This is a genomic window from Mesorhizobium sp. M0954 (assembly GCF_040319155.1).
Taxonomy (GTDB): domain Bacteria; phylum Pseudomonadota; class Alphaproteobacteria; order Rhizobiales; family Rhizobiaceae; genus Mesorhizobium.
This window is the reverse complement of the sequence record NZ_JAMYNR010000013.1, coordinates 160,544-183,851: the sequence shown is the minus strand read 5'-3', so window position 1 is coordinate 183,851 and position 23,308 is coordinate 160,544. Positions and strand designations below refer to the sequence as shown.

27 protein-coding genes are annotated in these 23,308 nt (G+C 63.2%); 14 read left to right on the top strand and 13 right to left on the bottom strand.

Going from position 1 to position 23,308, the window contains the following annotated elements:
• Positions 1-24: 24 nt before the first annotated feature.
• From NKH93_RS19645 to NKH93_RS19635, 3 genes are all read left to right on the top strand, one after another.
• Positions 25-537, top strand: a complete 513-nt coding sequence (locus NKH93_RS19645) for a DinB family protein (protein WP_352472607.1) — start codon at positions 25-27, stop codon at positions 535-537.
• A gap of 14 nt (positions 538-551) precedes the next feature.
• Positions 552-851 carry a hypothetical protein gene (locus NKH93_RS19640; protein ID WP_352452962.1) on the top strand — a complete coding sequence of 100 codons (300 nt, stop codon included), beginning with the start codon at positions 552-554 and terminating at the stop codon, positions 849-851.
• 130 nt (positions 852-981) lie between these two features.
• Positions 982-1,770 carry a GGDEF domain-containing protein gene (locus tag NKH93_RS19635; RefSeq protein WP_352501873.1) on the top strand — a complete coding sequence of 263 codons (789 nt, stop codon included), beginning with the start codon at positions 982-984 and terminating at the stop codon, positions 1,768-1,770.
• Between the two features lie 12 nt (positions 1,771-1,782).
• Here the strand turns inward: NKH93_RS19635 and NKH93_RS19630 are convergent, their stop codons facing one another.
• From NKH93_RS19630 to NKH93_RS19620, 3 genes are all read right to left on the bottom strand, one after another.
• Positions 1,783-2,085, bottom strand: coding sequence for a DUF982 domain-containing protein (locus NKH93_RS19630; RefSeq protein WP_023677662.1), 303 nt, complete (start codon positions 2,083-2,085; stop codon positions 1,783-1,785).
• Between the two features lie 164 nt (positions 2,086-2,249).
• Entirely contained in the window at positions 2,250-4,331 is a 2,082-nt protein-coding gene (locus NKH93_RS19625) for an ATP-dependent helicase (protein WP_352501874.1), read from the bottom strand.
• A 94-nt stretch (positions 4,332-4,425) separates the two neighbouring features.
• On the bottom strand, positions 4,426-4,599 hold the full coding sequence (locus NKH93_RS19620) for a hypothetical protein (RefSeq protein ID WP_023677660.1): 174 nt from the start codon (positions 4,597-4,599) through the stop codon (positions 4,426-4,428).
• Positions 4,600-4,731: 132 nt separating this feature from the next.
• On the opposite strand from NKH93_RS19620, the gene NKH93_RS19615 reads away from it, so the two are divergent.
• The 8 genes from NKH93_RS19615 to NKH93_RS19580 all read left to right on the top strand — a co-directional run bounded on the left by NKH93_RS19615 (position 4,732) and on the right by NKH93_RS19580 (position 13,925).
• Positions 4,732-4,911: a hypothetical protein gene (locus NKH93_RS19615; RefSeq protein ID WP_023677659.1), complete on the top strand. Its 180-nt coding sequence runs from the start codon at positions 4,732-4,734 to the stop codon at positions 4,909-4,911.
• Between the two features lie 454 nt (positions 4,912-5,365).
• Positions 5,366-7,243, top strand: coding sequence for an ABC-F family ATP-binding cassette domain-containing protein (locus NKH93_RS19610; RefSeq protein WP_352971476.1), 1,878 nt, complete (start codon positions 5,366-5,368; stop codon positions 7,241-7,243).
• 4 nt (positions 7,244-7,247) lie between these two features.
• On the top strand, positions 7,248-7,445 hold the full coding sequence (locus tag NKH93_RS19605; protein ID WP_352501876.1) for a hypothetical protein: 198 nt from the start codon (positions 7,248-7,250) through the stop codon (positions 7,443-7,445).
• Positions 7,446-7,487: 42 nt separating this feature from the next.
• The gene (locus tag NKH93_RS19600) at positions 7,488-9,596 is read left to right on the top strand and encodes a molybdopterin-containing oxidoreductase family protein (RefSeq protein ID WP_352971474.1); all 2,109 of its coding nucleotides are present in this window, start codon (positions 7,488-7,490) and stop codon (positions 9,594-9,596) included.
• Between the two features lie 56 nt (positions 9,597-9,652).
• Complete coding sequence (locus tag NKH93_RS19595) at positions 9,653-10,351, top strand: DUF2270 domain-containing protein (protein ID WP_352472615.1); 699 nt, start codon at positions 9,653-9,655, stop codon at positions 10,349-10,351.
• A 190-nt stretch (positions 10,352-10,541) separates the two neighbouring features.
• Positions 10,542-12,764 (top strand): cation:proton antiporter domain-containing protein, encoded by a 2,223-nt coding sequence (locus NKH93_RS19590; protein ID WP_502896467.1) that lies wholly within the window; start codon positions 10,542-10,544, stop codon positions 12,762-12,764.
• A 378-nt stretch (positions 12,765-13,142) separates the two neighbouring features.
• Positions 13,143-13,376 carry a DUF680 domain-containing protein gene (locus tag NKH93_RS19585; protein WP_352971470.1) on the top strand — a complete coding sequence of 78 codons (234 nt, stop codon included), beginning with the start codon at positions 13,143-13,145 and terminating at the stop codon, positions 13,374-13,376.
• 276 nt (positions 13,377-13,652) lie between these two features.
• Positions 13,653-13,925, top strand: a complete 273-nt coding sequence (locus tag NKH93_RS19580) for a DUF680 domain-containing protein (RefSeq protein WP_352541641.1) — start codon at positions 13,653-13,655, stop codon at positions 13,923-13,925.
• A gap of 110 nt (positions 13,926-14,035) precedes the next feature.
• Here the strand turns inward: NKH93_RS19580 and NKH93_RS19575 are convergent, their stop codons facing one another.
• From NKH93_RS19575 to NKH93_RS19535, 9 genes are all read right to left on the bottom strand, one after another.
• Positions 14,036-14,551 (bottom strand): SixA phosphatase family protein, encoded by a 516-nt coding sequence (locus NKH93_RS19575; protein ID WP_352615697.1) that lies wholly within the window; start codon positions 14,549-14,551, stop codon positions 14,036-14,038.
• Positions 14,552-14,763: 212 nt separating this feature from the next.
• On the bottom strand, positions 14,764-14,892 hold the full coding sequence (locus NKH93_RS19570; RefSeq protein ID WP_352615700.1) for a hypothetical protein: 129 nt from the start codon (positions 14,890-14,892) through the stop codon (positions 14,764-14,766).
• 18 nt (positions 14,893-14,910) lie between these two features.
• Positions 14,911-15,204 (bottom strand): type II toxin-antitoxin system RelE/ParE family toxin, encoded by a 294-nt coding sequence (locus tag NKH93_RS19565; protein WP_352971466.1) that lies wholly within the window; start codon positions 15,202-15,204, stop codon positions 14,911-14,913.
• Entirely contained in the window at positions 15,197-15,484 is a 288-nt protein-coding gene (locus NKH93_RS19560; protein WP_352457662.1) for a type II toxin-antitoxin system ParD family antitoxin, read from the bottom strand. The genes NKH93_RS19565 and NKH93_RS19560 overlap by 8 nt, the downstream gene beginning before the upstream one ends.
• A gap of 59 nt (positions 15,485-15,543) precedes the next feature.
• Positions 15,544-16,251, bottom strand: a complete 708-nt coding sequence (gene purN / locus NKH93_RS19555; RefSeq protein WP_023677650.1) for a phosphoribosylglycinamide formyltransferase — start codon at positions 16,249-16,251, stop codon at positions 15,544-15,546.
• Complete coding sequence (gene purM / locus NKH93_RS19550) at positions 16,248-17,312, bottom strand: phosphoribosylformylglycinamidine cyclo-ligase (protein ID WP_352771776.1); 1,065 nt, start codon at positions 17,310-17,312, stop codon at positions 16,248-16,250. The genes purN and purM overlap by 4 nt, the downstream gene beginning before the upstream one ends.
• A 110-nt stretch (positions 17,313-17,422) precedes the next feature.
• Complete coding sequence (locus NKH93_RS19545; protein ID WP_352771148.1) at positions 17,423-17,836, bottom strand: hypothetical protein; 414 nt, start codon at positions 17,834-17,836, stop codon at positions 17,423-17,425.
• Between the two features lie 87 nt (positions 17,837-17,923).
• Positions 17,924-18,472 carry a hypothetical protein gene (locus NKH93_RS19540; RefSeq protein WP_352820241.1) on the bottom strand — a complete coding sequence of 183 codons (549 nt, stop codon included), beginning with the start codon at positions 18,470-18,472 and terminating at the stop codon, positions 17,924-17,926.
• 227 nt (positions 18,473-18,699) lie between these two features.
• Positions 18,700-19,344 carry a glutathione S-transferase family protein gene (locus tag NKH93_RS19535; protein WP_352541636.1) on the bottom strand — a complete coding sequence of 215 codons (645 nt, stop codon included), beginning with the start codon at positions 19,342-19,344 and terminating at the stop codon, positions 18,700-18,702.
• A gap of 201 nt (positions 19,345-19,545) precedes the next feature.
• Here NKH93_RS19535 and NKH93_RS19530 point away from each other — a divergent pair, with 201 nt between their 5' ends.
• From NKH93_RS19530 to hdaA, 3 genes are read left to right on the top strand one after another with little or no spacing between them, the layout of a single operon-like run.
• Positions 19,546-20,103 (top strand): CDP-alcohol phosphatidyltransferase family protein, encoded by a 558-nt coding sequence (locus NKH93_RS19530; RefSeq protein ID WP_352469229.1) that lies wholly within the window; start codon positions 19,546-19,548, stop codon positions 20,101-20,103.
• Complete coding sequence (locus tag NKH93_RS19525; RefSeq protein ID WP_352971464.1) at positions 20,075-21,271, top strand: AI-2E family transporter; 1,197 nt, start codon at positions 20,075-20,077, stop codon at positions 21,269-21,271. Before NKH93_RS19530 ends, NKH93_RS19525 begins: the two co-directional genes overlap by 29 nt.
• A gap of 5 nt (positions 21,272-21,276) precedes the next feature.
• Positions 21,277-21,978 (top strand): DnaA regulatory inactivator HdaA, encoded by a 702-nt coding sequence (gene hdaA, locus NKH93_RS19520; RefSeq protein WP_352472673.1) that lies wholly within the window; start codon positions 21,277-21,279, stop codon positions 21,976-21,978.
• Positions 21,979-22,178: 200 nt separating this feature from the next.
• On the opposite strand, the gene NKH93_RS19515 is transcribed toward hdaA, so the two are convergent.
• Positions 22,179-23,180, bottom strand: a complete 1,002-nt coding sequence (locus NKH93_RS19515) for a GlxA family transcriptional regulator (protein WP_352971462.1) — start codon at positions 23,178-23,180, stop codon at positions 22,179-22,181.
• Between the last annotated feature and the right edge of the window lie 128 nt (positions 23,181-23,308).

Here is a 23,308-nt window from a genome sequence, read left to right as displayed (position 1 = left end):
GGGGGTCTCGCAGGTCGGGAGAAAATGAAACAGCATTTCAGGATGTTTGCGGCCTACAATCAATGGGCCAACGGCCGCATCTACGATGCCGCCGCCGATCTCGACGAGGAAGAGTTCGACCGCAATGTCGGCGTCTTCTTCGGTTCTATGATGGGAACGCTCAACCACCTCCTGGCAGCCGACCGTATCTGGATGAAACGCTTCACCGGCGAGGGCGACGCGCCGGCAAGGCTCGACACGGTCCTGCACCGCGCCTTGCCAGGCTTGCGGCTGGCGCGCGAGGCCGAGGACAAACGGATCATCGACTGGGTCGACGGCCTGAGCGACAAGGCGCTGTCGGGCCGCTTCTCCTACATGACCGTCTCGGATATGCGCACCGTCTCGCAGCGGCTGGCGCCGGCGCTCGACCACTTCTTCAACCACCAGACCCACCACCGCGGCCAGGCGCATGCGATCCTGACCATTCTGGGCAAGCCAAGCCTCGGACTGGACCTGACGATGTTCCAGCGCAGCGAGGAGGGCAGGGCTTTCGCCTGAACCTGGGGCGGCTGGTGAAGCGGACGGTGGATAGAGGGCGATCTGCCGAGATTGCAAAACGCGCCAAAACATTTTATGGAGCGGATGGTCGTGAGGGCGGCCGCTTCAGCAGCATTCAGCAGCAACAGCGAGAATTGGCACGCATGCCCAATGAACCCTTGCGCCTCGTGGCGTTCTTCGCCGTGGTCCTGGCGCTTCTCAACTCCGGTTATTATTTCCACCAGGGCGACATTGTCGCGACCATCTATTTCATGATCGGCGCCATTCTTGTGACCGCGGTAACGCGGATGAGCATCAGACGGCAGCTGATTTAGGACCGATCTTCTTATCTGGCCGCCATCTCGACGGCTGGTTCGCTTCGACTGCGATCGAATTGAAAGCAAAGTCTTAGGACTTCGTTTGCGCTGTTGCTTCAAGGTAGCCTGCTGAAGCAGGAGCAAAAGCATGCAGATCGATTTGTCCCCAACGAGCTGGGGCAGGGTCGTGGCCGTTACCGTCGCGGGCACGGCGGTCTGCATTGCAGCCGCATTCCTCGTCGATTCCTTTAATTTCCCATATTTGTCGCCGGAAGCGCTGTGGCGGGCGCAGCTCACAGACCTGCTGCTGCCGCTTGTCCTGGCCAGCTCGTTCTTCTTCTTCCTCATGTGGAAAATGCGCCAGCTGGCGATCGCGCAGAAGGTACTGGCCGTCGTCGCGGCGACCGACAGCCTGACGGCGGTATTCAACCGGGGTGCATTTTCCATGCTCGTCGAGGCCTATCTCGAACAGGCCCGCAGCCATTCCGTCGTCAATGCCGGAGCCTTGCTGATCGTCGATGCCGATCATTTCAAATCCGTCAACGACCGCCTCGGCCACGACTGCGGAGACCAGGCGCTCAAGCTGATCGCCAAGACAATCCAGGGCCAGCTACGCGGCGCCGACATCGTCGGCCGGATCGGCGGCGAGGAATTTGCGGTCTTCCTTCCCGGCGCAGATCCTTCGCAGTCCTGGCTGGTGGCGGAGACAATTCGCCGGCGCGTCCGTGAGGCGGAGTTCTCGCCTGGCGGCCGGCCCTGTCCTCTCTCGGTCAGCATCGGCGGCGTCGCCTTCAGCGGGCCGACCACCTACGCCGAGATGTTCGTGGTGGCGGACAAGCACCTTTACAGGGCCAAATCGAACGGCCGCGATCAGGTCAGTTTCGAAACCGCGGCAGCGGGCGACCCGCCGGGCGGCGGCCCGATGACGGTCCATTGATGGTCGTTTCTGTCAGGCGGCGTAGCCGCCGAGGCCCCGGGCGACCGGCTTGACCGAGACCGCCGGCTGGGCGGCCGGCCAGAGGATGCCTGCCGTTACGGCAAAGGTGATCAGGGCGTCGCGTGCCGCTTCGGCCGAGATATCGCCGGCACGTGCCGCCTCGCAGGCCTTCACCGCGGCGCCATAGCTCAGCCGGCGGCGCGAAGGCGGGAACTCGGTCAGGAATTCGTGCATCTCGGAGAACGAAGCGATCGTACGCTTGTAGCCGGCGCCAACGGTTAGGGCGACCGGGGTGGAAAACGTCCTGTCGTGCATTCTGGCCTCTCGAATGGGCGGAGGTCACGGCGGACGCCGTTCTCCGGTCTGGGGGTCGGGCAGAAACGCGGATCACGGCGCGAGGTTCCATGTTGCCGGGATTGTTTTTTCGCCGGCTCCGGGAGCGGTCGCCGGGCGAGCAGCGCCGACGTCGAGGCAGGTGCCTATTTCCACATGCCGCGCATGCGGGCGCCGAGGTCGACACGTACCTGCGGCTGGCGGCGCGGATCGTCTCTGGCCTGGACGCTGGCCCAAGCCAGCTGTTCGAAGGCGCCTAGGATCGAGCGCGGGATGAAGCGCGTGCGCGAGGCATAGACATGGCGGTCGCCGCGCGCCGCCTGGCCGTGGACGAAAAAGCGATGCGGCATGACCATGTGCAGGCTGTCCTTGGCCCGCGTCATCGCCACGTAGAGCAGCCGCCGCTCCTCGTCGACGTCCTCCTTGCTGCCGACGCCGAGATCGATCGGGATGCAGCCGTCGACGGTGTTGAGCACGAAGACGTTCTTCCACTCCTGGCCCTTGGCCGAATGGATCGTCGACAGGATCAGATAATCCTCGTCGCGGTGCGGCGGGCCAGCCTCGTCGCTGGTCGCGTCCGGCGGATCGAGTGTCAGCTCGGTGAGGAAGCGCTCGCGCGACGCATAGCCGGAAGCGATCTGCTCGAGCTGCAGGAGGTCGGCCCGGCGCGTCGTTGCATCCTCGTGGATACGTTCCAGATGCGGCTCGTACCAGAGCCTGACCTGTTCGATGTCGGCCGGCCATTTTTGCGCGCCGGCGCGCAGGCCGCTATAGAGCGCGACAAAACCCGGCCAGTCGTCGGCGGCACGCTGCGGCGGCCGATAGCGGGCAAGCCCCATCGTCTCGTCGAGCGAATTTGCCATGGTCTCGACGATCGCATTGGCGGCCGAAGGGCCGATGCCCGGCAGAAGTTGCAGCACGCGAAAGCCGGCGACGCGGTCGCGCGGGTTTTCGGCAAAGCGCAGCACGGCCAGCAAGTCCTTGACGTGAGCTGCATCGAGAAATTTCAGCCCGCCGAACTTGACGAAGGGGATGTTGCGGCGCGTCAGCTCGATCTCCAGCGGGCCGCTATGGTGCGAGGCGCGAAACAGCACCGCCTGTGATTTGAGAACAGTGCCGGCCTCGCGTTCGGTCAGTATCGCCTGGCAGACATAGCTCGCCTGCTCGGTCTCGTCGCGCACGCTGACCAGCTTCGGCTTTTCCGCCGATTTGCGCTCGGTCCAGAGATTTTTGGTGAAACGCTCCGACGCTTCGCCGATCACCGCATTGGCCGCCGCCAGGATCGTCTCGGTCGAACGGTAGTTGCGCTCCAGCATGACGACCTCGGCCGGCTGCGCGAACTGCTTCGGAAAATCCAGGATATTGCGCACTTCCGCGGCGCGGAACGAATAGATCGACTGCGCGTCGTCGCCGACCACCGTCAGCCCCGATCCGTCGGGCTTGAGGGCCGTCAGGATCGAGGCCTGCAGCCGGTTGGTGTCCTGGTATTCATCGACCAGCACATGGTCGAAACGTGCACCCAGATGCGCGGCGATTTCCGGCTCGCCGGCCATCTGCGCCCAGTAGAGCAGCAGGTCATCGTAATCGAGCACGTTCTGCGCCTGCTTGGCCTCGACATATCGGGCGAACAATTGCTTCAGCTGTTCGGCCCAGCCGGCGCACCACGGGAACACCGAACCCAGCACCTCGCCGAGCGGCGCCTGTGCGTTGACGGCGCGCGAATAGATCGCCAGGCAGGTGCCCTTGGTCGGGAAGCGGGCTTCGGTCTTCGAAAACCCAAGCTCGTGGCGGGCGAGGTTCATCAGGTCGGCGGAATCCTCGCGATCGTGGATGGTGAAGGCCGGATCGAGACCGATCTCCAGCGCATAATCGCGCAGCAGCCTGGCGCCGATGCCGTGGAACGTGCCGGCCCAGCTCAGCGCATCGGTGATCACCGAGGCATCGCGCCCCAGCACCTCGCCGGCGATGCGCTCGACCCGCTTGGCCATTTCCGCCGCGGCACGGCGCGAAAATGTCATCAAAAGGATGCGGCGCGGGTCGGCACCCCTGACGATCAGATGCGCGACCCGGTGCGCCAGCGTGTTGGTCTTGCCGGAGCCGGCGCCGGCGATGACCAGCAACGGCCCGGCGATCTTGCCGTCGCCATGTTCGACGGCAAGCCGCTGCTCGGCGTTGAGCTTCGCCAGATAGGCCGGCTGGAAGGACGAATCACGGGCGGCGAGGTTCATCGCCCATCAAGCATCGTTTCTGCTTTGTTCGCAACGGTTTGCGGAGCCGGAATAGGGCTCGTGAACGAAGAAGCCTTGCGGGCAGGCCTGTCGACTAACGCTCGGGCTCGACGCCCATCCTTGCCGATTGCCGCCGCAGCGCCTCGCGATCGTCCTGTGGCGGCGGCAGCAGCAGCGGATCAAAATCGTCGGGCACCTCGTCGATCACTTTCTTGGCGACGCGATAGGCGACATAGACGATTGCCCCGGCGATGAGCAGACGGATCATGCCTTCCTCCATTGATTGTGCAGCAACCGGAGACGCGGCATTTTGTTCCCGGGCCCCCTGGCGAATGCAGGAACGACACCGGCCGCGCAACCAAATCGCCGACGCCTCGTTGTCGGGCGAGAGGAGACTGCGATGAAAAAGCGCTCAATCCTGCTGCTTATGGCAGCTCTGACTGTTGCGGGTTGCGACAACAACATCCAGCCGACCAAGGCCCCTGGCGACACGGTCGATCAGAACCCGCAGGTCGACAAGAATCCGGTGCCGAAGTCGACGACCGGCGGCGATCAGCCCGGCACGCCGCCGAAACAATGACCGCCTCAAATGGCGTCGGCGCCGGTCAAGGAAGGTGGCCGGCGCCGCTTGGGAGGAAGCTGATGGCGCCGGCCAGGCGGAGATCAGGCCCGCCGCACATCCAAGGATAGCCGAGTCTTTCCGCAGCGTCATGGTCGATAGCGTACAGACGGCACGCCCCTGTGGACAAACCTGCCGGCCACAGCAGCGTTTGTTCATCACATAGTTCATTCTTCCCATGGAACAAACCAAGCTGCTGCGTGTTTGGATGTCGATCGGACGCTCCCAAGGCCGCCGTTCACGAAAGAGCCCGCTCTCCTTGTCCCCCCTCAGGATAGCGGGTTCTTTTTGCGTTTTGCGGGAAGTCGCGGCGCGCGGGGTCGACATCACCAGCTTTGTCGGTTTTCGCGGCTTATGCGGCGAACCGGGGCTCAAGCCCTTGCGAAGCATGGTTGTCCCGTGCAAAAGCCCGGCCATGCTGATCATCAACGACCTTTCGCTCCGCATGGCCGGACGCCTGCTTCTCGACCATGCCTCACTGACCTTGCCGGCCGGTAGCAAGGCTGGCCTTGTCGGCCGCAACGGCACCGGCAAGACGACCCTGTTCAAGGCGATCACCGGCGACCTCGCCTCCGAGACCGGCTCGATCAGCCTGCCCAAGAACACGCGCATCGGCCAGGTGGCGCAGGAAGCGCCGGGCACCGAGGAGCCGCTGATCGAGATCGTGCTCAAGGCCGACCTCGAACGGAGTGCGCTGCTCGAAGAGGAAAAGACGGCGGCCGACCCGCACCGCATCGCCGACATCCACATGCGGCTGGCCGATATCGATGCGCACTCGGCCGAGTCACGCGCGGCCACCATTCTCGCCGGCCTCGGCTTCGACGATGCCGCGCAGCGGCGCCCGGCCTCGTCCTTCTCCGGTGGCTGGCGCATGCGCGTCGCGCTGGCCGCCGTGTTGTTTGCCGAGCCCGATCTGCTGCTGCTCGACGAGCCGACCAATTATCTCGACCTCGAAGGCACGCTGTGGCTGGAAAACTACGTGTCGAAATATCCGCATACCGTGCTGCTGATTTCGCACGATCGCGACCTGCTCAACCGCGCCGTTAATTCGATCGTTCATCTCGACCAGAAGAAGCTGACCTTCTGGCGCGGCGGCTACGACCAGTTCGAGCGCCAATACACCGAGCAGCGCGAATTGCAGGAGAAGGGCCGCGTCAAGCAGGAAGCCGCGCGAAAGCACATGGAATCCTTTGTCGAGCGCTTCCGCGCCAAGGCATCGAAGGCGAGGCAGGCGCAGTCGCGCATCAAGGCGCTGGAGAAGATGAAGCCGATCGCCGCGATCGTGAACGACACGGTGCGGCCGTTCTCCTTTCCGGAGCCGGTGAAGACGGTGGCCTCGCCGATCATTGCGCTGAACAACGTCAATGTCGGCTACGCCGAGGGTGCGCCGATCCTGAAGAAGATGACGCTGCGCATCGATGCCGACGACCGCATCGCGCTGCTCGGCGCCAACGGCAACGGCAAGTCGACCTTCGCCAAGCTTTTGGCCGGCCGGCTGAAGCCGGAGACCGGCTCCATGACTGTGGCGCCCGGGCTGAAGGTGGCAATCTTCGCCCAGCACCAGCTCGACGACCTCAGGCCCGATGAAAACGCCTATGAACACGTCCGCCGGCTGATGCCGGACGCGCCGGAATCCAAGGTGCGCGGCCGCGTCGCCCAGTTCGGCCTGACCACCGAAAAGATGAATACCGCGGCCAAGGATCTGTCCGGCGGCGAGAAGGCGCGGCTCCTGATGGGCCTGTCGGCCTTCGAGGGGCCGAACCTTTTCATCCTCGACGAGCCGACCAACCATCTTGATATCGACAGCCGTGAATCGCTGATCCATGCGCTGAACGATTTTCCCGGCGCGGTCATCCTGATCTCGCACGACCGCCATCTGCTCGAAGCGACCGCCGATCGGCTTTGGCTGGTCAAGGACGGCGCGGTTAATCCGTATGACGGCGATCTCGAGGATTACAAGACACTGGTCACCGGCGTCTCCGGCGACCGCCGCGGCAAGCGCGAGGCGGACAAAGCGTCGAAGGCCGACCGCCGCCGCGATGCGGCCGCGCGCCGCGCCGCCTTCGAGCCGCTGGCCAAGGAAATCCGCGCCACCGAAGCGCTGATGGACCGCCTCCGCAAGCGCATCGACCTGATCGAGGACGAACTCGCCAACCCGGCCGTCTACGAAAAGGACCCGTCGACCGCGACAAGGCTGGCCAAGGAGCGCTCACAACTTGCGCAACAGCTGGCCGGCCATGAGGAAAAATGGCTGTCGATGTCGGCGGAGTACGAGGAAGGCACGGCGGAGTAGGACGATGTCGACAAAACTTTGGATCGAAGTTGCCAAGGTTTTGGTTGTCAATTCCGAAGCTGTCGCAAAATGCCCTGAGTGTGGAGACGGCAATCTGCTGGTCATCGACGCCGGAGCCGGATCATCGCATGTCGAGCGCCACATACATTGCCCGAAATGCGGCGCCTACAACGCCTTGCTCAAGCGCATTGATGGCGGGTAACTGGCCCTACACGCCGCCGCCATAAACGACTAGTTTGCTCCCATGAATCAGCACGCGAAGCTCAGAATCGGCCATTCGGCCTGTCCGCATGATTGCCCGTCGACCTGCGCGCTCGAGGTCGAGCTGCTCGATGAAAAGCGCATCGGTCGCGTCCATGGCGCCAAGGCCAACAGCTATACGGCCGGCGTCATCTGCGCCAAGGTCGCCCGTTACGCTGATCGCGTCCATCATCCCGACCGCCTGCTGAAGCCGCTGATCCGAGCCGGCGGCAAGGGCGAGGGCGCCTGGAAGGAATCCAGCTGGGAGGCGGCGCTCGACCTCGTCGCCGAAAGGTTCATAGCCGCCGAGGCAAAATATGGCTCGGAGACGGTCTGGCCCTATTACTATGCCGGCACGATGGGTCTGGTGCAGCGCGACGGCATCGAGCGGCTCAGGCACGCCAAGAAATATTCCGGCTTCTTCGGCTCGATCTGCACCAATCTGGCCTGGACCGGCTGGATGATGGGCGCCGGCGCGCTGCGCGGCCCCGACCCGCGCGAAATGGCAAAGTCCGACTGCGTGGTGATCTGGGGCACCAACGCCGTGGTCACGCAGGTCAACGTCATGACCCACGCCATCAAGGCGCGCAAGGAACGCGGCGCCAAGATCGTCGTCATCGACGTCTACGAAAATGCAACGATGAAGCAGGCCGATCTCGGCCTGGTGCTGAAGCCCGGCACCGACGGCGCGCTGGCCTGCGCGGTGATGCACGTGCTGTTCCGTGACGGCATGGCCGACCGCGCCTATCTGGAACAATACACCGACGATCCTCACGGTCTGGAAGCGCATCTCAGCACAAAGACGCCGCAATGGGCGGCTGATATCACCGGGCTTTCTGTCGACGAAATCGAGGCCTTCGCCCGTCTCGTCGGCACGACGAAGAAGACCTACTTCCGCCTCGGCTACGGTTTTTCGCGGCAGCGCAACGGTTCGGTCAACATGCATGCCGCGGCCTCGATCGCCGCGGTTACCGGCTGCTGGCAATATGAGGGCGGCGGCGCCTTCCATTCCAACTCAGGCATCTTCAAGCTCAACCAGGAACTGCTGGAAGGCACGCGGATGCGCGATCCCTCGATCCGCCATCTCGATCATTCGCGCATCGGCCCGGTGCTGACCGGGGCTGAGGATGCGCTCTATGGCGGCCCGCCGGTGACGGCGCTGCTGATCCAGAACACCAATCCGGTGAATGTCGCGCCGGAGCAGCGGCTGGTGAAGCAAGGCTTCCTGCGCGACGATCTGTTTTCCTGCGTGCACGAGCAGTTCATGACCGACACCGCCAAGCTCGCTGATGTGGTGCTGCCGGGCACGATGTTTCTCGAGCATGACGACGTCTACAAGGGCGGCGGCAACCAGCACATCACGCTGGGGCCGAAGCTGATCGATCCGCCGGAAGGTCCGCGCACCAACCATTTCGTCATCGAGGAGCTCGGCAAAAGGCTCGGTGTCGCCGATCGTCCTGGCTTCGGCATGACCGAGCAGCAGCATATCGACATCATCCTGGGCAAGCGCGGGCTGGGCAGCTTTTCGAGCCTGAAAGAGCAGAAATGGGTCGATTTGCAGCCGGATTTCGAGGCCGCACATTTCCTGGACGGCTTCGGCCATGCCGACAAGAAATTCCATTTCCGCGCCGACTGGACGGGCCAGGCCGCACCCAACCGGCCGCCGAAAAGCATGGGCCTGTTCGGGCCGGTGGCGAACCTGCCGGAATTCCCCGACCACGTCGACCTGATCGAGGTGGCTGATGAGAAGCATCCGTTCCGGCTGACCACCTCGCCGGCGCGCAATTTCCTCAATTCGACCTTTGCCGAAACGCCGGTGTCGAAGGCGAAGGAGGGAAGGCCGGAGTTGCTCCTGCATCCCGATGATGCGGCGGCACTCGGCGTCGCCGACGGCGGCCGTGTCGAGGTCGGCAACCAGCGTGGCGAGGTGGTGCTGCACGCAAAGCTGTTCGACGGCATTAAGCGCGGCGTCGTCGTCGCCGAAGGCATCTGGCCGAACAGCGCCCATGAGCGCGGCGAGGGCATCAACGTGCTGACCGGCGCCGATGCGCCGGCGCCCTATGGCGGCGCCGCCTTCCACGACAACAAGGTCTGGCTGCGCCCGGCGGATTGAGCGTCGGAACGATATCTCCATCCGGCCGTTTTCGCGTGGCGGGTGGAGGCATTGTCATGGCAGAAGTGTTGCCGGCGCCGGATCCCATCGGAAGGACACTGTCGTCCGGCGAACTCGTGACCACGATGTCCCACTTTCATCGCGCCGAGATTGCGCGCATGGCTGGGTGGCGTGACCGCCTGGACCGGACGAGCAACTGGGCGATAACCGTTGTCGCAGCAATGCTGTCCGTTTCGCTTTCGACAGCCAGCGCTCACCATGGTGTGCTGCTGTTTGCCATGCTGCTTGTTCTGCTGCTGCTGTGGATAGAGGCCCGCCGATATCGCTTCTTCGACTTCTACCGGGCTCGCGTGCGCCAGTTCGAACGGCACTATTTCGCGCAGATATTCTCGCCGCAGCCGGACTTCGCGTCCGATTGGCTGTTGATCGTCGGCGAGAGCCTGCGCGCGCCGAAATTCCTGATTTCGCAACGCATGGCTTTGGCGCGCCGCCTGCGTCGCAATTACATCTACATGCTGCTGATCCTGCTGCTGGCCTGGATCCTCAAACTGTCGACCCCCAGTCTTCTGACCGAAGGTGTCCGCATCGGCTTCGTCGGGTCGATGCGTGAGGCCGTCGCCAGTGCTGCCTTGGGTCCAATTCCGGGCGCCGTCATCGTCGTGCTGGTCGCCGTCCTCTATGCGGGCCTGCTGGTGACAGCATTTCTGACAGAGAGCGACGACGGCGAACTCTCCTTCGGTGACGTCCACGTCTAGCAACGCAACGCCCTGTCTAGCAACGCAACGCCCTGTCGCGCGTTGTTGGACACGTGCATTGGGCGATGGGGGTTTCATGGCTTGGCAGGCTCCGACACGTTCCAGCCTGGCGCTGCTGGTTTGCGCTTTCGTCCCCGCGGGGGCGGCCTGGGCAGCGCAGACGCTCGTTGCCGGTACCCGGGCCTCCGGCATGGGTGGTTCGGGCGAAGGCGCTTTCGTCGCCGAGATCGTGCTTCTGCTGCTTGTCGGGCGCGGCCTGGGCGAAGTGCTGCAGCGTTATGGCCAGCCGGCGATCATGGGCCAACTGATCGGCGGCATCCTGCTCGGTCCTTCGCTGTTCGGCTGGCTGTGGCCGTCGGCCCAGCACCTGATCTTTCCCAGTGATCCTGCGCAAACGGGCATGATCGACGCCGTCTCGCAGCTCGGCATCCTGATGCTGCTTTTGCTGACCGGCATGGAGACGGACCTGCGGCTGGTGCGCCGGGTTGGCGCGGCCTGTTTTTCCATTTCGGCTACCGGCGTCGTGGTGCCCTTCATCTTCGGTTTTGCGCTGGCGCAGTTCCTGCCGGACGCATTGCTGGCTGACCCCACGCAGCGCACCGTCGCCGGGCTGTTCCTGGGCACGGCGCTGTCGATCTCGTCGGTCAAGGTCGTCGCCATGGTGGTGCGCGAGATGAACTTCATGCGCCGCAACCTCGGACAGGTGATTATTTCCTCGGCGATCATCGAGGACACGATCGGCTGGCTGGTCATCGCCGTAACCTTCGGCATCGCCACCAATGGCAAGCTACAGTTCGCGCCGCTGGTGACCACCATCGCTGCGGTGGCACTGTTCATGGTGTTCTCCTTCACCATTGGCCGCCGTCTTGTCTTCACCTTGATCCGCTGGACCAACGATCAATTCCGCAGCGAGTTTGCGGTGATCACCATGATCCTCATCATCATGGGAGCGATGGCGCTGATCACTAATCTGATAGGCGTCCATACCGTTCTGGGGGCGTTCGTCGCCGGCATCCTTGTTGGTGAATCACCCATCCTCTCCAGCCATATCGAAGGCCAGCTGCGCGGCGTCATCACCGCCCTGTTCATGCCGATCTTCTTCGGCATGGCGGGGCTTTCCGCCGATCTCACAGTGCTCGCCGATCCAACCCTTGCCATGCTGACGGGCGCTCTCGTGATCATCGCCAGCATCGGCAAGTTTGGCGGCGCGTTCATCGGCGCCAAGCTCGCCGCCATGTCGCTCAAGGAAGCAATCGCCGTCGGCAGTGCCATGAACGCACGCGGCTCGACCGAGGTGATCGTCGCCAGCATCGGCCTGTCGATGAACATCCTGTCGCACAATCTCTTCACCATGATCGTCACCATGGCCGTGATCACCACCTTGGCCATGCCGCCGATGCTGCGCTGGGCGCTCGGCCGGCTGCCGGTTGGGCACGACGAGCAGCAGCGTGTCGAGCGCGAGGCGTTGGACGAATACGGCTTCATTTCCAGGCTGGAGCGGCTGCTGGTGCTGGTCGACGACAGCAGGATCGGCAAGTTCACTGCATATCTCGCCGGACTGGTCGGCGGAGGCAGCGGCATGCCCACCACCTTGCTTCGCCTGCCCACCACCTTGCTTCAGCCGAAAGACGGCCGAGTTGACAGGCCGACCGACAGCAAGGGACAGGAGCGCGCCCTCCAGGAAATCAAAAAGGGCGCAAAAAAGAGCGCTCAGGCGGTGAAACGGACCGAAGATACGCTTGTCGACAAAGTCCATCTGACGGCCCGCACCGAATTGGAAGCCACGGGTGAGACGATCGCCGAAGAGGCCCGCAAGGGATACGGCCTGTTGCTGGTCGGCCTGGACAATGTGCTGACCGCCGATGGCGCCTTCGCGCCGGCCCTCAACGACATTGCCGCAGGATTTGACGGCCCGCTTTGCCTGGTCCTGAACGGCGGCAATGCTGGCGAAAAGATGCCGACGCTGAAGGCCGGCACCAGCATTCTCGTCCCCGTCAACGGTACCCAGGTGGCGCGTCGCGCCGCCGACCTGGCGCTGGCGCTGGCCCGTCCAAACCGGGCGCGGATCAAGGTTCTCTACGTCTCGCAAAAGGCAGCCAAGGGCCGCAGGTCGACATCGGTGTCACATAGCCGCGAAGAGGCCGTGCTGAAAGACATCGCCGATCTGGCGGGCCGCTACGGCCTGCATATCGACACAGCGTTCCATACCCGCGTCACACCCGACAAGGCGATCACCCGGGAGGCGGCCAAAGGAGCGGCGATCGTCGTGATGGGCGTCACCCAACGTCCGGGTGAGGACCTGTTCTTCGGTGAAACCGCCGGCGCTGTTTTAGCCGCCTGCAACTGCCCGGTCGTGCTTCTGGCCAGCGCGCGGCCCAAGCACGACGCCGCTGGCGCTGAGCTGGCAGCGTGAATTTCACCGCGCATTGATCGGTCGGCAGGAATGTCGATCGAGCCTCTGAAAGCGCTGATCAGCCAAGCGTAAAAGAACTCGAACCGAACGGCTCGGTTCCGTTAGCAGAGAGTACAGGAAAGGGTGAACGCCGGCTCAAAGAATGTTCGCGCGGCAAATCACCACTGACCGCATAACTAATTGAAAAGAAATCAGAAGATTGTGGCAGAAGGGACCTTATGCCGGATTTTCAAGCGGCCAATTTGGCGCACCCGTACAAAATTTTCGTGATTGGAAACGACAGGCTTGCCGACCCATCTCGGGGTGGTCCGAGCGACGCGAATTCCTCCCGAGGCACGCCACTTGACGGACAGACCAGAGAACTACCGGAGTACCGAAATGACCAAGCTCGCTCTTGCCGCCGCCGCCATCCTCGTTGCCACCGGCACTGCTTTTGCCGGCAGCGACCACTATGGCTCGGACAACGTCAACCAGCCGGCCGCTGCTGCTGCCAACGTCGACAACACCTTCACCGGTTCGATCCGCAAGCCGGTCACTTCCGAGCATACCGGTGCCAAGATAACCTCCGAGTCGGTGGCGCCTGAATCCGGCCAAGGCATCTGGGGCCGCTGATTATCACGGCCTGCAACACATAGAGCGGCGGGCTTGGCCCGCTACTCTTGCTTTCGCGTATCAACGGGCGTGTGCGCCGAATAGCATCCTGCGCCAATCGAATACTTTGATTTGCAGGTTTCATCTGTAGCCACAATCTCGGTTGCTGAAATCGTCCAGCAACGTGCACATCGGAAAAAGCCGGGTGCGTATTCGTCGGCGCGGACAGCGCTCTCATCTCGAATGCGTCGAAAGCAACGACAACTCACGAATGACCAGTACACTGGAGTACCTGAAATGACCAAGATTGCTCTTACCGTCGCCACCGTCGTCCTCGTCGCCACGGGCAGCGCCTTTGCAGGCAGTGATCACTATGGTTCGGACGGCGTCAACCAGCCGGCCGCGCCTGTTGGCAACGCGCCTGTCGGCAGCATCGACAGCGGGTTTACCGGTTCCATCCGCAAGCCGCTGACGACCGAGCACAACGCTGTCGACACCGAGGCGACGACCCGGTTCGGCGCGGATCAACCCGTAGTGCCCCAATCTGGCCGGGGCAACTGGGGCCGATAGTTCCTCAAACCCCGGAGCACGAAGAGCGGCGGGCTTGGCCCGCCGCTTTTGTTTGCGCGAAGCCGGGTTTGGTCGAAAGGTCGGCGATCCCCCGGCCTGTCAGGCAGTCGCTAGCGAAGATCCTTCGGCCAAATGCAGTGCGTCAGTCGGGCGCTGCCGAAGGTGAGACCGGTCCAATCGCCGTCGACGTCGAACCGAGCCAGGCCCGCGGTGGGGTATTTTTCCGCCAGCTTCTTCAGCGCCGCTTGGTCCGATCCAGCCCCGGCAACCCCGCGCGCGAACTCCTCCAGCCCGGGATTGTGGCCAAGCACCAGCAGCGTTCCAGTCCCCGCCTTTACTTGCCGCACCTTGGCGAGGATGTCCGCCGCCGCTGCCTCGTAGAGCGCCTGGGAAAATTTGGCCTGCACCTTCGCCGGCAATTCCGCCGAGACCAGCCGCCACGTGTCGCGGGTGCGCAGCGCCGGCGACACCAGCGCCAGCTCCGGCAGCCAGCCGCGCCGGGCCAGTTCGCGCCCGACCAGTGGTGCTGCCTTCAGCCCGCGCGCGGACAGCGGCCGGTCGAAGTCGATGAGGTCGGGATCGTCCCAACTCGACTTGGCGTGACGCAGGAGCAGCAGTTGCTTCATGGATTCAACTCAAGTCCAAGGGATGTCGGGCTGAAAGTCTTTCCCATATCCGCCGTCATGTCTTGCACCTGTGACGGTATCAAAACTCGCCCAAAGTGCACCAAAGATGAACAGGCCTACACGCCCTTCATCTTTATCCCAACTGACCGAAATGTCCGCTTCAGTGATGGCCCAATCGCCCGATCGAATGTGAATTGCATCGATGATGGGACCTACTCGTCCGTCCTCGATCCGACAGAGATAAAAACATGCCGTGCACTTTTCGGATCGTCCGCCTCGTCGTACTCGAAGACGCCGGCGAGATCACGCTTTTGCCGGATCGCGCTGTCGAAAACGTCCATTTGCTTGTCCGCAATCTATCAAAACAATGCCGAGACATCGCGTGCGCCATGCACGACGCGGACGATCTCGACCCGCTGTCCGGCCAGCTGATAAAGCACGAGATAATTGCCGATCGTCAACGCTCGCACATCGGCAGCGATGTCGGGCCTCTTGGGACCGGTTTCCGGGAATGTGCCCAATTGCACGATGCGCTCGGCAATAGCATCCAAAAAGCGGTCCGCGGCAAGCGGGTTGTCCCTTGCAATGCCAAACCAAATATCGATCAGGTCGTCTTCTGCCGCCGGGCTGCGGACAATGCGGATGTCAGCCATTCCGCCGGTTTTTGCTGGTGTTGCCCAACCGGCTGCGGGCTTTCTGTTTTATGTCCTCGATGTCGAACGGCGCAAACGGACCGCTCTCCAGCCCTTCCGTCCAGGCTTTCCGCAACCGCTCCGCTTCGGCCTCGCGCAAGGGCTGGCGAAGCCGCCATTCGCGCAGTGCCTCGCGGATCACTTCACTTGCCGAACCGTACTGCCCGCTGGCCACCGCGCCTTTGACCATGTCCAGCAGTTCCGGGGAAAGCGCTACGCTGACTTTTTCGACTGTCGCCATCAAGCCGTCTCCTCACGAAAACGGTAGCAAAATTTGCTACCAAATTCAAGAACTGACTCTTACGGCGTTATCCGCGCCAGGTGCTCGAGATCGGTCTCTTCGCGCAGCGGGTCGGGCGCGATCACCACCGACGTGGCGTTGTCGGCATCGTCGGCGAAGCGCGAAAACACCGTGCGGCCGCCTTCCATCCGCGCCTTGCCTTCGGCGACCAGCCCCAGCGCCAGCGGATAGAGCTGGTGCTCGGCCTTGAGCACGCGCGCGGCCAGCGTGTCCTCATTGTCGCCGACCATCACCGGCACGGCGGCCTGGGCGATGATCGGCCCGTCATCCATGTCGAGCGTGACGAAATGCACCGTGCAGCCATGGATGCGCATGCCTGCGCGGAGGGCCCGCGCATGCGTATCCAGCCCCTTGAAGGCAGGCAGCAGGGCAGGGTGGATATTGATCATGCGGCCCTGCCACTTCTCGACGAAGCGCGCGCCGAGGATGCGCATATAGCCGGCCAGCGCGACGATCTGGGCGCCGAACGACAAGAGGGCCGCATCGATCGCCTCGTCATGCGCTTGCTTGCTGGCATAGTCGGAGCGCGAAATCACTCTGGTGGCGATGCCGCGCGCCGCGGCGATGCCAAGGCCGGCGGCATTGGCGCGGTCGGAGATGACGCCGACGATCTCGGCCGGATAGGCCGGGTTGCTCGCCGCCGCAACCAGCGCCGTCATGTTGGAGCCGCGCCCCGAGATCAGTACGACCGTCCGTTTCCTGGTCATAGGCCAATCGAGCCCCGATAGATGACGCCGGCATCGCGGCGCGGCACGATCTGGCCGATCGGCGTCACCGTCTCGCCGGCCTCCTGCAGAACGGCGGCGACCTGCGCCGCCTGGCCGGAGGCGACGACCAGGATCATGCCGATGCCGCAATTGAAGGTCCGCATCATCTCTTCCGGCGCGACGCCGCCGGTCTTGGCCAGCCATGAGAACACCGGCGGCACCTCGATGGCGCCGAGATCGAGCTCGGCCGAAAAATCCTTGGGCAGAACGCGCGGGATATTTTCGGGAAAGCCGCCGCCGGTGATATGGGCCAGCGCCTTGATGCCATGCGTGTTGCGGATCGCCTTGAGGATCGACTTGACGTAGATGCGCGTCGGCTCGAGCAGCGCCTCGGCCAGCGTCGCTTCGTCATTGAACGGCGCCGGATCGTTCCAGCCAAGGCCGCTTACGGCGACGATGCGGCGGACCAGCGAATAGCCGTTCGAATGCAGGCCCGACGAGGCGAGGCCGAGCAGCACGTCGCCTTCGACGATGTCGTCGGTCGGCAGCAGCTGGCCGCGTTCGGCGGCACCGACGGCAAAGCCGGCAAGGTCATAATCCTTGTCGTGATACATGCCGGGCATCTCCGCCGTCTCGCCGCCGATCAGCGCGCAACCGGCCTGCCGGCAGCCGGCGGCAATGCCGCCGACAATCGAGGCACCCTGGTCGGGATCGAGCTTGCCGGTGGCGAAATAGTCGAGGAAGAACAGCGGCTCGGCGCCTTGCACGACGATGTCGTTGACGCACATGGCGACGAGGTCGATGCCGATCGTGTCGTGCTTGCCGGCATCGATGGCAATCTTCAGCTTGGTGCCGACGCCGTCATTGGCGGCGACCAGCACCGGATCGGTAAAGCCGGCTGCCTTGAGATCGAACAGGCCGCCGAAGCCGCCGATCTCGCCATCGGCGCCCGGCCGGCGGGTGGCGCGCACCAGCGGCTTGATCTTCTCGACCATGAGATTGCCGGCGTCGATGTCGACGCCCGCTTCGGCATAGGTGAGCCCGTTCTTGCGCTTGCTCATTTCCGGCGCCTGCTCATCTGTTGCGCTTGCCTGTCGCTGGTTTCATTCGCGTGCGGGCTCTTCGCATGAACGGTTTTGCCCCGCAAGGCAAGCGCGCGATGAGGGTGTTTTCAGTTGGATGCCGGGGGAACCGGGCGCGATACACTCCAACAATAAAAAGAAATCCCTGCCAGAATTGCGGCGAGGCCTCCGACGGTGGCAAGAGACCTGATCTCACCGTCGAAGGGCAGGGTCCCATACGAGAAGCCGGCGGCGATCAACGCCGCCGCGGCAGCCCACAGACCTGGATTTGCAACGACTGATCTTGAGAAAACGAACGCGACGACAGCGGCGGTCAGCCAGAGGGGCCAAGAGACGACCACGCCCACGGCCAGCTCAAGAGCGAAGGCCCACAGGAGATCTTGCGTCGCCACCTTGCGGTGCGGGGCTCCCAAAAATGCGAAGACCAAAAGACTTTCTGTCAGTCCGGCCAGATAACAAAGCGTTACTCGCCAAGCGATTGTGATTCTCTGCGCCATCGTCATTCAGCAGTGGGGAAATAGGCTGTCGCTTCACGGGCTCTTCGCATGGGCAACAGCGTCTTGCAAGGACGGCAGCGGAATACCGGGCACTTACGTCTCTTCCAGGAAAGGCACCGCCGTTTCGTCCGTCCAGAGGCGACCGCCCTTGGGGAGGGTCTGCTGCTGTCCCATAAATCGTTCATCGTGCCCGCGTCCTCCCGGTGACTGGAAGAAGGCATATTGAACATGTCTTGGGTTCCAACGCGCCCCGGCTGGATGTCCCTCATGAACGTGCCGCCAGATCGAACCCCAACTGGGTTCCCAGATATCAATGAACTTGAGAAATAGGCCGAGCAAAACCTTTGTATTCACCGGTTCGGCTCCAGCTATGTAGCTAAACTCCAGCGAAGCATTGTTCTGGCTGTCTTCCGACAGATATTTGGACCAGGAACTGCAATGGACTGATGTGGACGCCTCTATATTTGCCTGGCGCTGGTTCCACAGCGACACATTGTATCCCAGTTCAGGAACGGGCTGTCTCGGAGGCATGTCCGTCTTGTTCCGGCCCTTTAACAGCCAGCGATGGAGAACCTCGCACGACGAGGTGTTGACCGGCTTGAGGCGATTGCTTTTTTGAGCGATCTGCCGCGCGGGGCCCACCTCGCGAACCTGTCGTCGGCTTCGTCAAAGGCCCGGAAATGCGCCTGCAGCTGCGGGACCAGCTCTTCGGCGTCCTTTCTCCTCGCCCCCAGTAGACATAGATGTTGATCGACATGGCGTCCCCTCGAATACGGGAGACGTACCAGCTTTCTTGACTGGCGTCGCCAAAGGAGAGCGCGCGCGCTTCGGGCTCGCTTCCATTTGGTTAGTTCAATGCTGGCTAATCTTCACGCCCCCTCTGCGTTGATCGCAAATTGCGCGGCGAAAGCCCGGATATAGGCCGGCCGTGCTTCCCCGCGCGCTACATAGGCAGCCAAGTTTTGATATTCGTCCAAAATGCCTGACATTCTTAGTCGCAGCAGCACCGACACCATCAACAAATCGCCCGCGCTGAACGCATCATCGAGCCAGTCGGCGACACCCAAGTGAGCCGAGAGTTTGTCCAGCCGAGCGCGAACACGGTCCTTTACCAACGGCAAGCGCTCCTCGCTCCAAGGCTTGTCACGTTCGAATATTCTTGCCGTCGTTAATTCGAGGATCGGTGGTTCGACGGTGTTAAGTGCGGCAAACATCCACGTGATCGCACGCGCGCGGGCATTGCGATCCTTCGGCAGCAATCCCGCATGCTGCTCAGCAAGATGAAAGACGATCGAGCCGGTCTCGAACAGCGAGAGAGAACCTTCCTCATAGGTGGGGATCTGGCCGAAGGGATGGATCGCCAGATGTTCAGGCGCCTTCATCTCTGCGAAGGAAACAAGACGAACCTCATACGGCTGCCCCACTTCTTCGAGCGCCCAGCGAACGCGCGTATCACGCGCCAGTCCCTTGCCGCCATCGGGCGATCGTTCAAATGCTGTGATAGTGATTGTCATCGCGTCCGTTTCCTTGCCTGGGCAAATTTCCTTGGCTTCCTATCGTGAGACGAATGAGCCTCCCCGAAATCGACATCTGTCTTGACCTATTTCATTGCTGGCGCCCTCGTGGGGAGATTGGCAGCTTCTGTGTCGCTTCTCACTTGCCGTAACCCTCCATCTCCATCATGTATCGGCAAACAAGAGCGACGGGATATGCGTTTGACCATCCCCAACATGATCACGATCATGCGCTTCGTGCTGGTGCCGGCGGTGGTGCTGGCCATGCTGCAGGACCGCTGGGACTGGGCCTTTGCGGGCTTCCTCATTGCCGGCATTTCCGACGGCGTCGACGGCTTCATCGCCCGCCATTTCAATCAGTTTTCCAGGCTCGGCGCCTATCTCGATCCGATGGCCGACAAGCTGCTGCTGGTCTCGGTTTTCGTGGTCCTGGGCTTCAGCGGCGAACTGCCGCTGTGGCTGGTCGTTACCATGGTGTCGCGCGACGCACTGATCGTCTGCGCCGTGCTTTTATCCACCGTCATGGCGCATCCGGTCGAGATGAAGCCGCTCCTGGTGTCGAAGGCCAACACCGCGATCCAGATCGTGCTGGCGGCAGTGGTGTTGGGCGAACTCGCCTTCGACATCCGTCTCGATCCGCTGAGGCCGGCCCTCATATTGCTGTCCGGGGTCTTGACCGTGGCTTCGGCCGCGGCCTATCTCGTGGCTTGGCTGAGGCATATGAGCGGCTATGGCGAAGGCTCCACACCCGGCACCTGACGAACGGTCCATCGACGCTGAAGCTGAGGCTGCGGCAGCGGAAGCTGCGGCATCGGCGTCGTTTCGCCGCCAGATCCGCTTCTGGCTGGTCAGCGCCATCATCCTCGCCGTCTTCCTCTATGTCTTCAGCGGCATCCTTCTGCCGTTCGTCGCCGGCATGGTGCTCGCCTATTTCCTCGACCCTGTCGCCGACCGGCTGGAGCGGCTTGGCCTGTCCAGGCTGATGGCGACGGTGGTCATCCTCATCGCCTTTATCGTCGTCCTGGTGCTGGCCGTCGTCATCCTGGTTCCGGTGCTCGCCTCGCAGATGGCTGATTTCGCCAGCAAGCTGCCGGACTATCTGACCCGGCTGCAGAGCCTGATCACCAGCTTCGACCCGAAATGGCTGGAAGAGAAATTCGGCGTCGACGCCAACGGCCTGCGCGAAGGCCTGAACTCGCTGCTGACCTCCGGCTTCGGCCTCCTGACCACCGTGTTCACCTCGATCTGGAGCTCCGGCGTGGCGCTGGTCTCGGTGGTCAGCCTGTTCGTGGTGACGCCGGTCGTCGCCTTTTACATGCTGCTCGACTGGGACCGCATGGTGACAATCGTCGACAGCTGGGTGCCGCGCGACTATGTCAAGACCGTCAGGACGATCGCCAGGGACATCAACACGGCGACCGCCGGCTTCGTGCGCGGCCAGGGCACGCTGTGCCTGGTGCTCGGCGCTATGTATGCCACCGGCCTGACACTGACGGGCCTGAATTTCGGCATCCTCATCGGTCTGTTCGCCGGGCTGATCTCCTTCATCCCCTATGTCGGCTCGCTGACCGGCCTGGTGCTGGCCGTCGGCGTCGCCTTCGTCCAGTTCTGGCCGGACTGGACCATGATCGCAGCGGTGGCCGGTGTGTTCTTCGTCGGCCAGTTCATCGAGGGCAACATCCTGCAGCCAAGGCTGGTCGGCAAAAGCGTCGGTTTGCATCCGGTGTGGCTGATGTTTGCGCTGTTTGCCTTCGGCGCGCTGTTCGGCTTCGTCGGCCTGCTGATCGCCGTTCCGGCTTCCGCCGCCGTTGCCGTTCTGGTGCGCTTCGCCATCGCCCGCTATCTCGAATCGCCGCTCTACAAGGGCCATGCCGACGAGCCGGTGCCGCCGCTGCAGGTGCGGCGCCGCGGGGGCGCGCGCGGTTGAGCCAGATGCCGGACAAGATCGATCCGCCGCGTCAATTGCCGCTCGATCTAGGCCACGGCACAGGCTATTCGCGCGACGAGCTCGTCGTCTCCAGCACCAACAGCCAGGCGGCGGCGCTTGTCGACCGCTGGCCGGACTGGCCGTCGCCGGTCGTCGTGCTGGCCGGGCCGGCCGGCTCGGGAAAAACCCATCTGGCCTCGATCTGGCGGACCCGCGCCGACGCGGTGAAAGTGGAGGCCGGCCGCATCGGCGACTGCATCGAAAATCTCGGCGCGCATCCGGCCCTGATCGACGATGTCGATGCCGGCCCGATCGATGAGCACGGCCTCTTCCACCTGATCAACGCGGTGCGCGGCGCCGGCTCGAGCTTGCTGTTGACGGCGCGGCGCTTCCCGTCCGCCTGGGGCGTCAGGCTGCCCGACCTGGCGTCGCGGCTGAAGGCGGCGGCGACCGTCGAGATCCACGAACCCGACGATCTTCTGCTGGCCGGCGTCATCACAAAGCTGTTCGCCGACCGCCAGGTCGAGGTCGAGCCGCATGTCGTGCAATATCTGGTGCGCCGCATCGAGCGCTCGCTGGCCACTGCCATGCGGGTGGTCGAACGGCTCGACCGCACCGCGCTCGAGCGCAAGACGCCGATCACCCGCGCGCTCGCCGCCGAGACCGTCAGCGCCATGGATGAAGGGCAGGGCGAGTTCGAGATTTGACGATTCCAGTTCCGCCACTGTCCCATTTCGGGAACAAAACCTGGCATCTGTCTTGCAGCAACGAGCTTGCCGGCTAATCCCGGTCCTGATTGCGTATCAAATCAGGTAGTAGGCTCGCCGGGAGATGGGTGGTTGGGGTTCTCGCCCGGCGAGCTTGCCTTTGGCAGCATCGAATCGATAGCGCCATTGCGCGGCTGGCCTCAGCTCTCTCCGCCTGCAACCGCCGCTCGTTCCACGCCAAAGCGCCGGCGGTAATCGCCAGGCACCAGGCCGGTTATCCTAGCGAATACTTTGCGGAACGAGCCGGGATCGTCATAGCCGACCTCCCAGGCGATCTGGTCGATCGACCGCATCGTGGTTTCCAGCAGCTCGCGCGCCTTGCCGACGCGCAGGTGCTGACAATATTCGGTCGGCTTGAGGCCGGTGGCGCTGCGGAACCTGCGCAGGAAAGTCCGCTCCTCCAATCCGGCATGCCCGGCCATGGCGCCGAGCGTCACGTCGCGGGCGCCGTTTGCCTGCAGCCAGTGCTGCACCTTGAGAATCGCTTCGTCGCCGTGGGTCAGCCGCGGCGCGAACGGGCTGTAAAAGCGTTGCTCGCGGCCCGGCGGGTCGACCAGCATGAAACGCGCCGTGTCCATCATGACGGTCGGCCCGAGCACCCTGTCCACCAGCTTGAGGCCGAGATCGGTCCAGGCCATGTAGCCGCCCGCGGTGATGATGTCGCCATCGTCGATGACCAGCCTGTCGGCATCGAGCAGAATGTCTGGAAAGCGTAGCGCCAGCGCGTCGCGATAAGCCCAATGCGTGGTCGCAGCACGACCCGACAGCAGGCCGGTCTCGGCAAGCACGAAGGCGCCGGCGCAGACCGAGCCGAGGGTCGCGCCTGCCGCATGACGGCCCCTGAGCCAGCCGGCATAGGGCGCGGCTGCTTCCCGAGCGATCGGATCTCCCAAGGTTGGCGGGATGATAGCCATGGCTGGTTCATTGTCGGCGCCGGGGTCGCTGTCGAAAGTGCAGACTACGGTCTGGCCCGCGTCCTCCAATTGCCAATGGCTGACGCGAAGCCTCAAAGCGTCCGGCGACCGATCGGCCGCCAGCCGGTTGGCCAGCAGAAAGAGATCGGTCAGGCCGAGCACGGCCGCTTCCTGCACGCCGGGATACAAGACAAGGCCGATTTCGATCAGATCAAGCGCAGCCGCCATTTGTCAGTTTTGCCACGTTGAATGTCCGTTTTGCCAATGCTCACCCTGGCCGCACTGTTATAATTTGTCCAGCAGAAGGGGGCTAAAAGCTTCCCTGTTACCCCCAATTTTTCCATTAAGGAGTAGGA

Bases quoted from the DNA above. Each gene is read 5' to 3' on its own strand.
- NKH93_RS19545 (WP_352771148.1), bottom strand. From the start codon at position 17,836: ATGACGATGGCGCAGAGAATCACAATCGCTTGGCGAGTAACGCTTTGT.
- NKH93_RS19625 (WP_352501874.1), bottom strand. From the start codon at position 4,331: ATGAACCTCGCCGCCCGTGATTCGTCCTTCCAGCCGGCCTATCTGGCG.
- NKH93_RS19585 (WP_352971470.1), top strand. From the start codon at position 13,143: ATGACCAAGCTCGCTCTTGCCGCCGCCGCCATCCTCGTTGCCACCGGC.
- NKH93_RS19535 (WP_352541636.1), bottom strand. From the start codon at position 19,344: ATGACAATCACTATCACAGCATTTGAACGATCGCCCGATGGCGGCAAG.
- NKH93_RS19630 (WP_023677662.1), bottom strand. From the start codon at position 2,085: ATGCACGACAGGACGTTTTCCACCCCGGTCGCCCTAACCGTTGGCGCC.
- NKH93_RS19620 (WP_023677660.1), bottom strand. From the start codon at position 4,599: ATGATCCGTCTGCTCATCGCCGGGGCAATCGTCTATGTCGCCTATCGC.
- NKH93_RS19605 (WP_352501876.1), top strand. From the start codon at position 7,248: ATGTCGACAAAACTTTGGATCGAAGTTGCCAAGGTTTTGGTTGTCAAT.
- purN (WP_023677650.1), bottom strand. From the start codon at position 16,251: ATGACCAGGAAACGGACGGTCGTACTGATCTCGGGGCGCGGCTCCAAC.
- NKH93_RS19635 (WP_352501873.1), top strand. From the start codon at position 982: ATGCAGATCGATTTGTCCCCAACGAGCTGGGGCAGGGTCGTGGCCGTT.
- NKH93_RS19600 (WP_352971474.1), top strand. From the start codon at position 7,488: ATGAATCAGCACGCGAAGCTCAGAATCGGCCATTCGGCCTGTCCGCAT.
- NKH93_RS19615 (WP_023677659.1), top strand. From the start codon at position 4,732: ATGAAAAAGCGCTCAATCCTGCTGCTTATGGCAGCTCTGACTGTTGCG.
- NKH93_RS19610 (WP_352971476.1), top strand. From the start codon at position 5,366: ATGCTGATCATCAACGACCTTTCGCTCCGCATGGCCGGACGCCTGCTT.
- NKH93_RS19565 (WP_352971466.1), bottom strand. From the start codon at position 15,204: ATGGCTGACATCCGCATTGTCCGCAGCCCGGCGGCAGAAGACGACCTG.
- NKH93_RS19560 (WP_352457662.1), bottom strand. From the start codon at position 15,484: ATGGCGACAGTCGAAAAAGTCAGCGTAGCGCTTTCCCCGGAACTGCTG.
- purM (WP_352771776.1), bottom strand. From the start codon at position 17,312: ATGAGCAAGCGCAAGAACGGGCTCACCTATGCCGAAGCGGGCGTCGAC.
- NKH93_RS19570 (WP_352615700.1), bottom strand. From the start codon at position 14,892: ATGGACGTTTTCGACAGCGCGATCCGGCAAAAGCGTGATCTCGCCGGC.
- NKH93_RS19595 (WP_352472615.1), top strand. From the start codon at position 9,653: ATGGCAGAAGTGTTGCCGGCGCCGGATCCCATCGGAAGGACACTGTCG.
- NKH93_RS19590 (WP_502896467.1), top strand. From the start codon at position 10,542: ATGGGTGGTTCGGGCGAAGGCGCTTTCGTCGCCGAGATCGTGCTTCTG.
- NKH93_RS19580 (WP_352541641.1), top strand. From the start codon at position 13,653: ATGACCAAGATTGCTCTTACCGTCGCCACCGTCGTCCTCGTCGCCACG.
- NKH93_RS19645 (WP_352472607.1), top strand. From the start codon at position 25: ATGAAACAGCATTTCAGGATGTTTGCGGCCTACAATCAATGGGCCAAC.
- hdaA (WP_352472673.1), top strand. From the start codon at position 21,277: ATGCCGGACAAGATCGATCCGCCGCGTCAATTGCCGCTCGATCTAGGC.
- NKH93_RS19575 (WP_352615697.1), bottom strand. From the start codon at position 14,551: ATGAAGCAACTGCTGCTCCTGCGTCACGCCAAGTCGAGTTGGGACGAT.
- NKH93_RS19525 (WP_352971464.1), top strand. From the start codon at position 20,075: ATGGCGAAGGCTCCACACCCGGCACCTGACGAACGGTCCATCGACGCT.
- NKH93_RS19515 (WP_352971462.1), bottom strand. From the start codon at position 23,180: ATGGCGGCTGCGCTTGATCTGATCGAAATCGGCCTTGTCTTGTATCCC.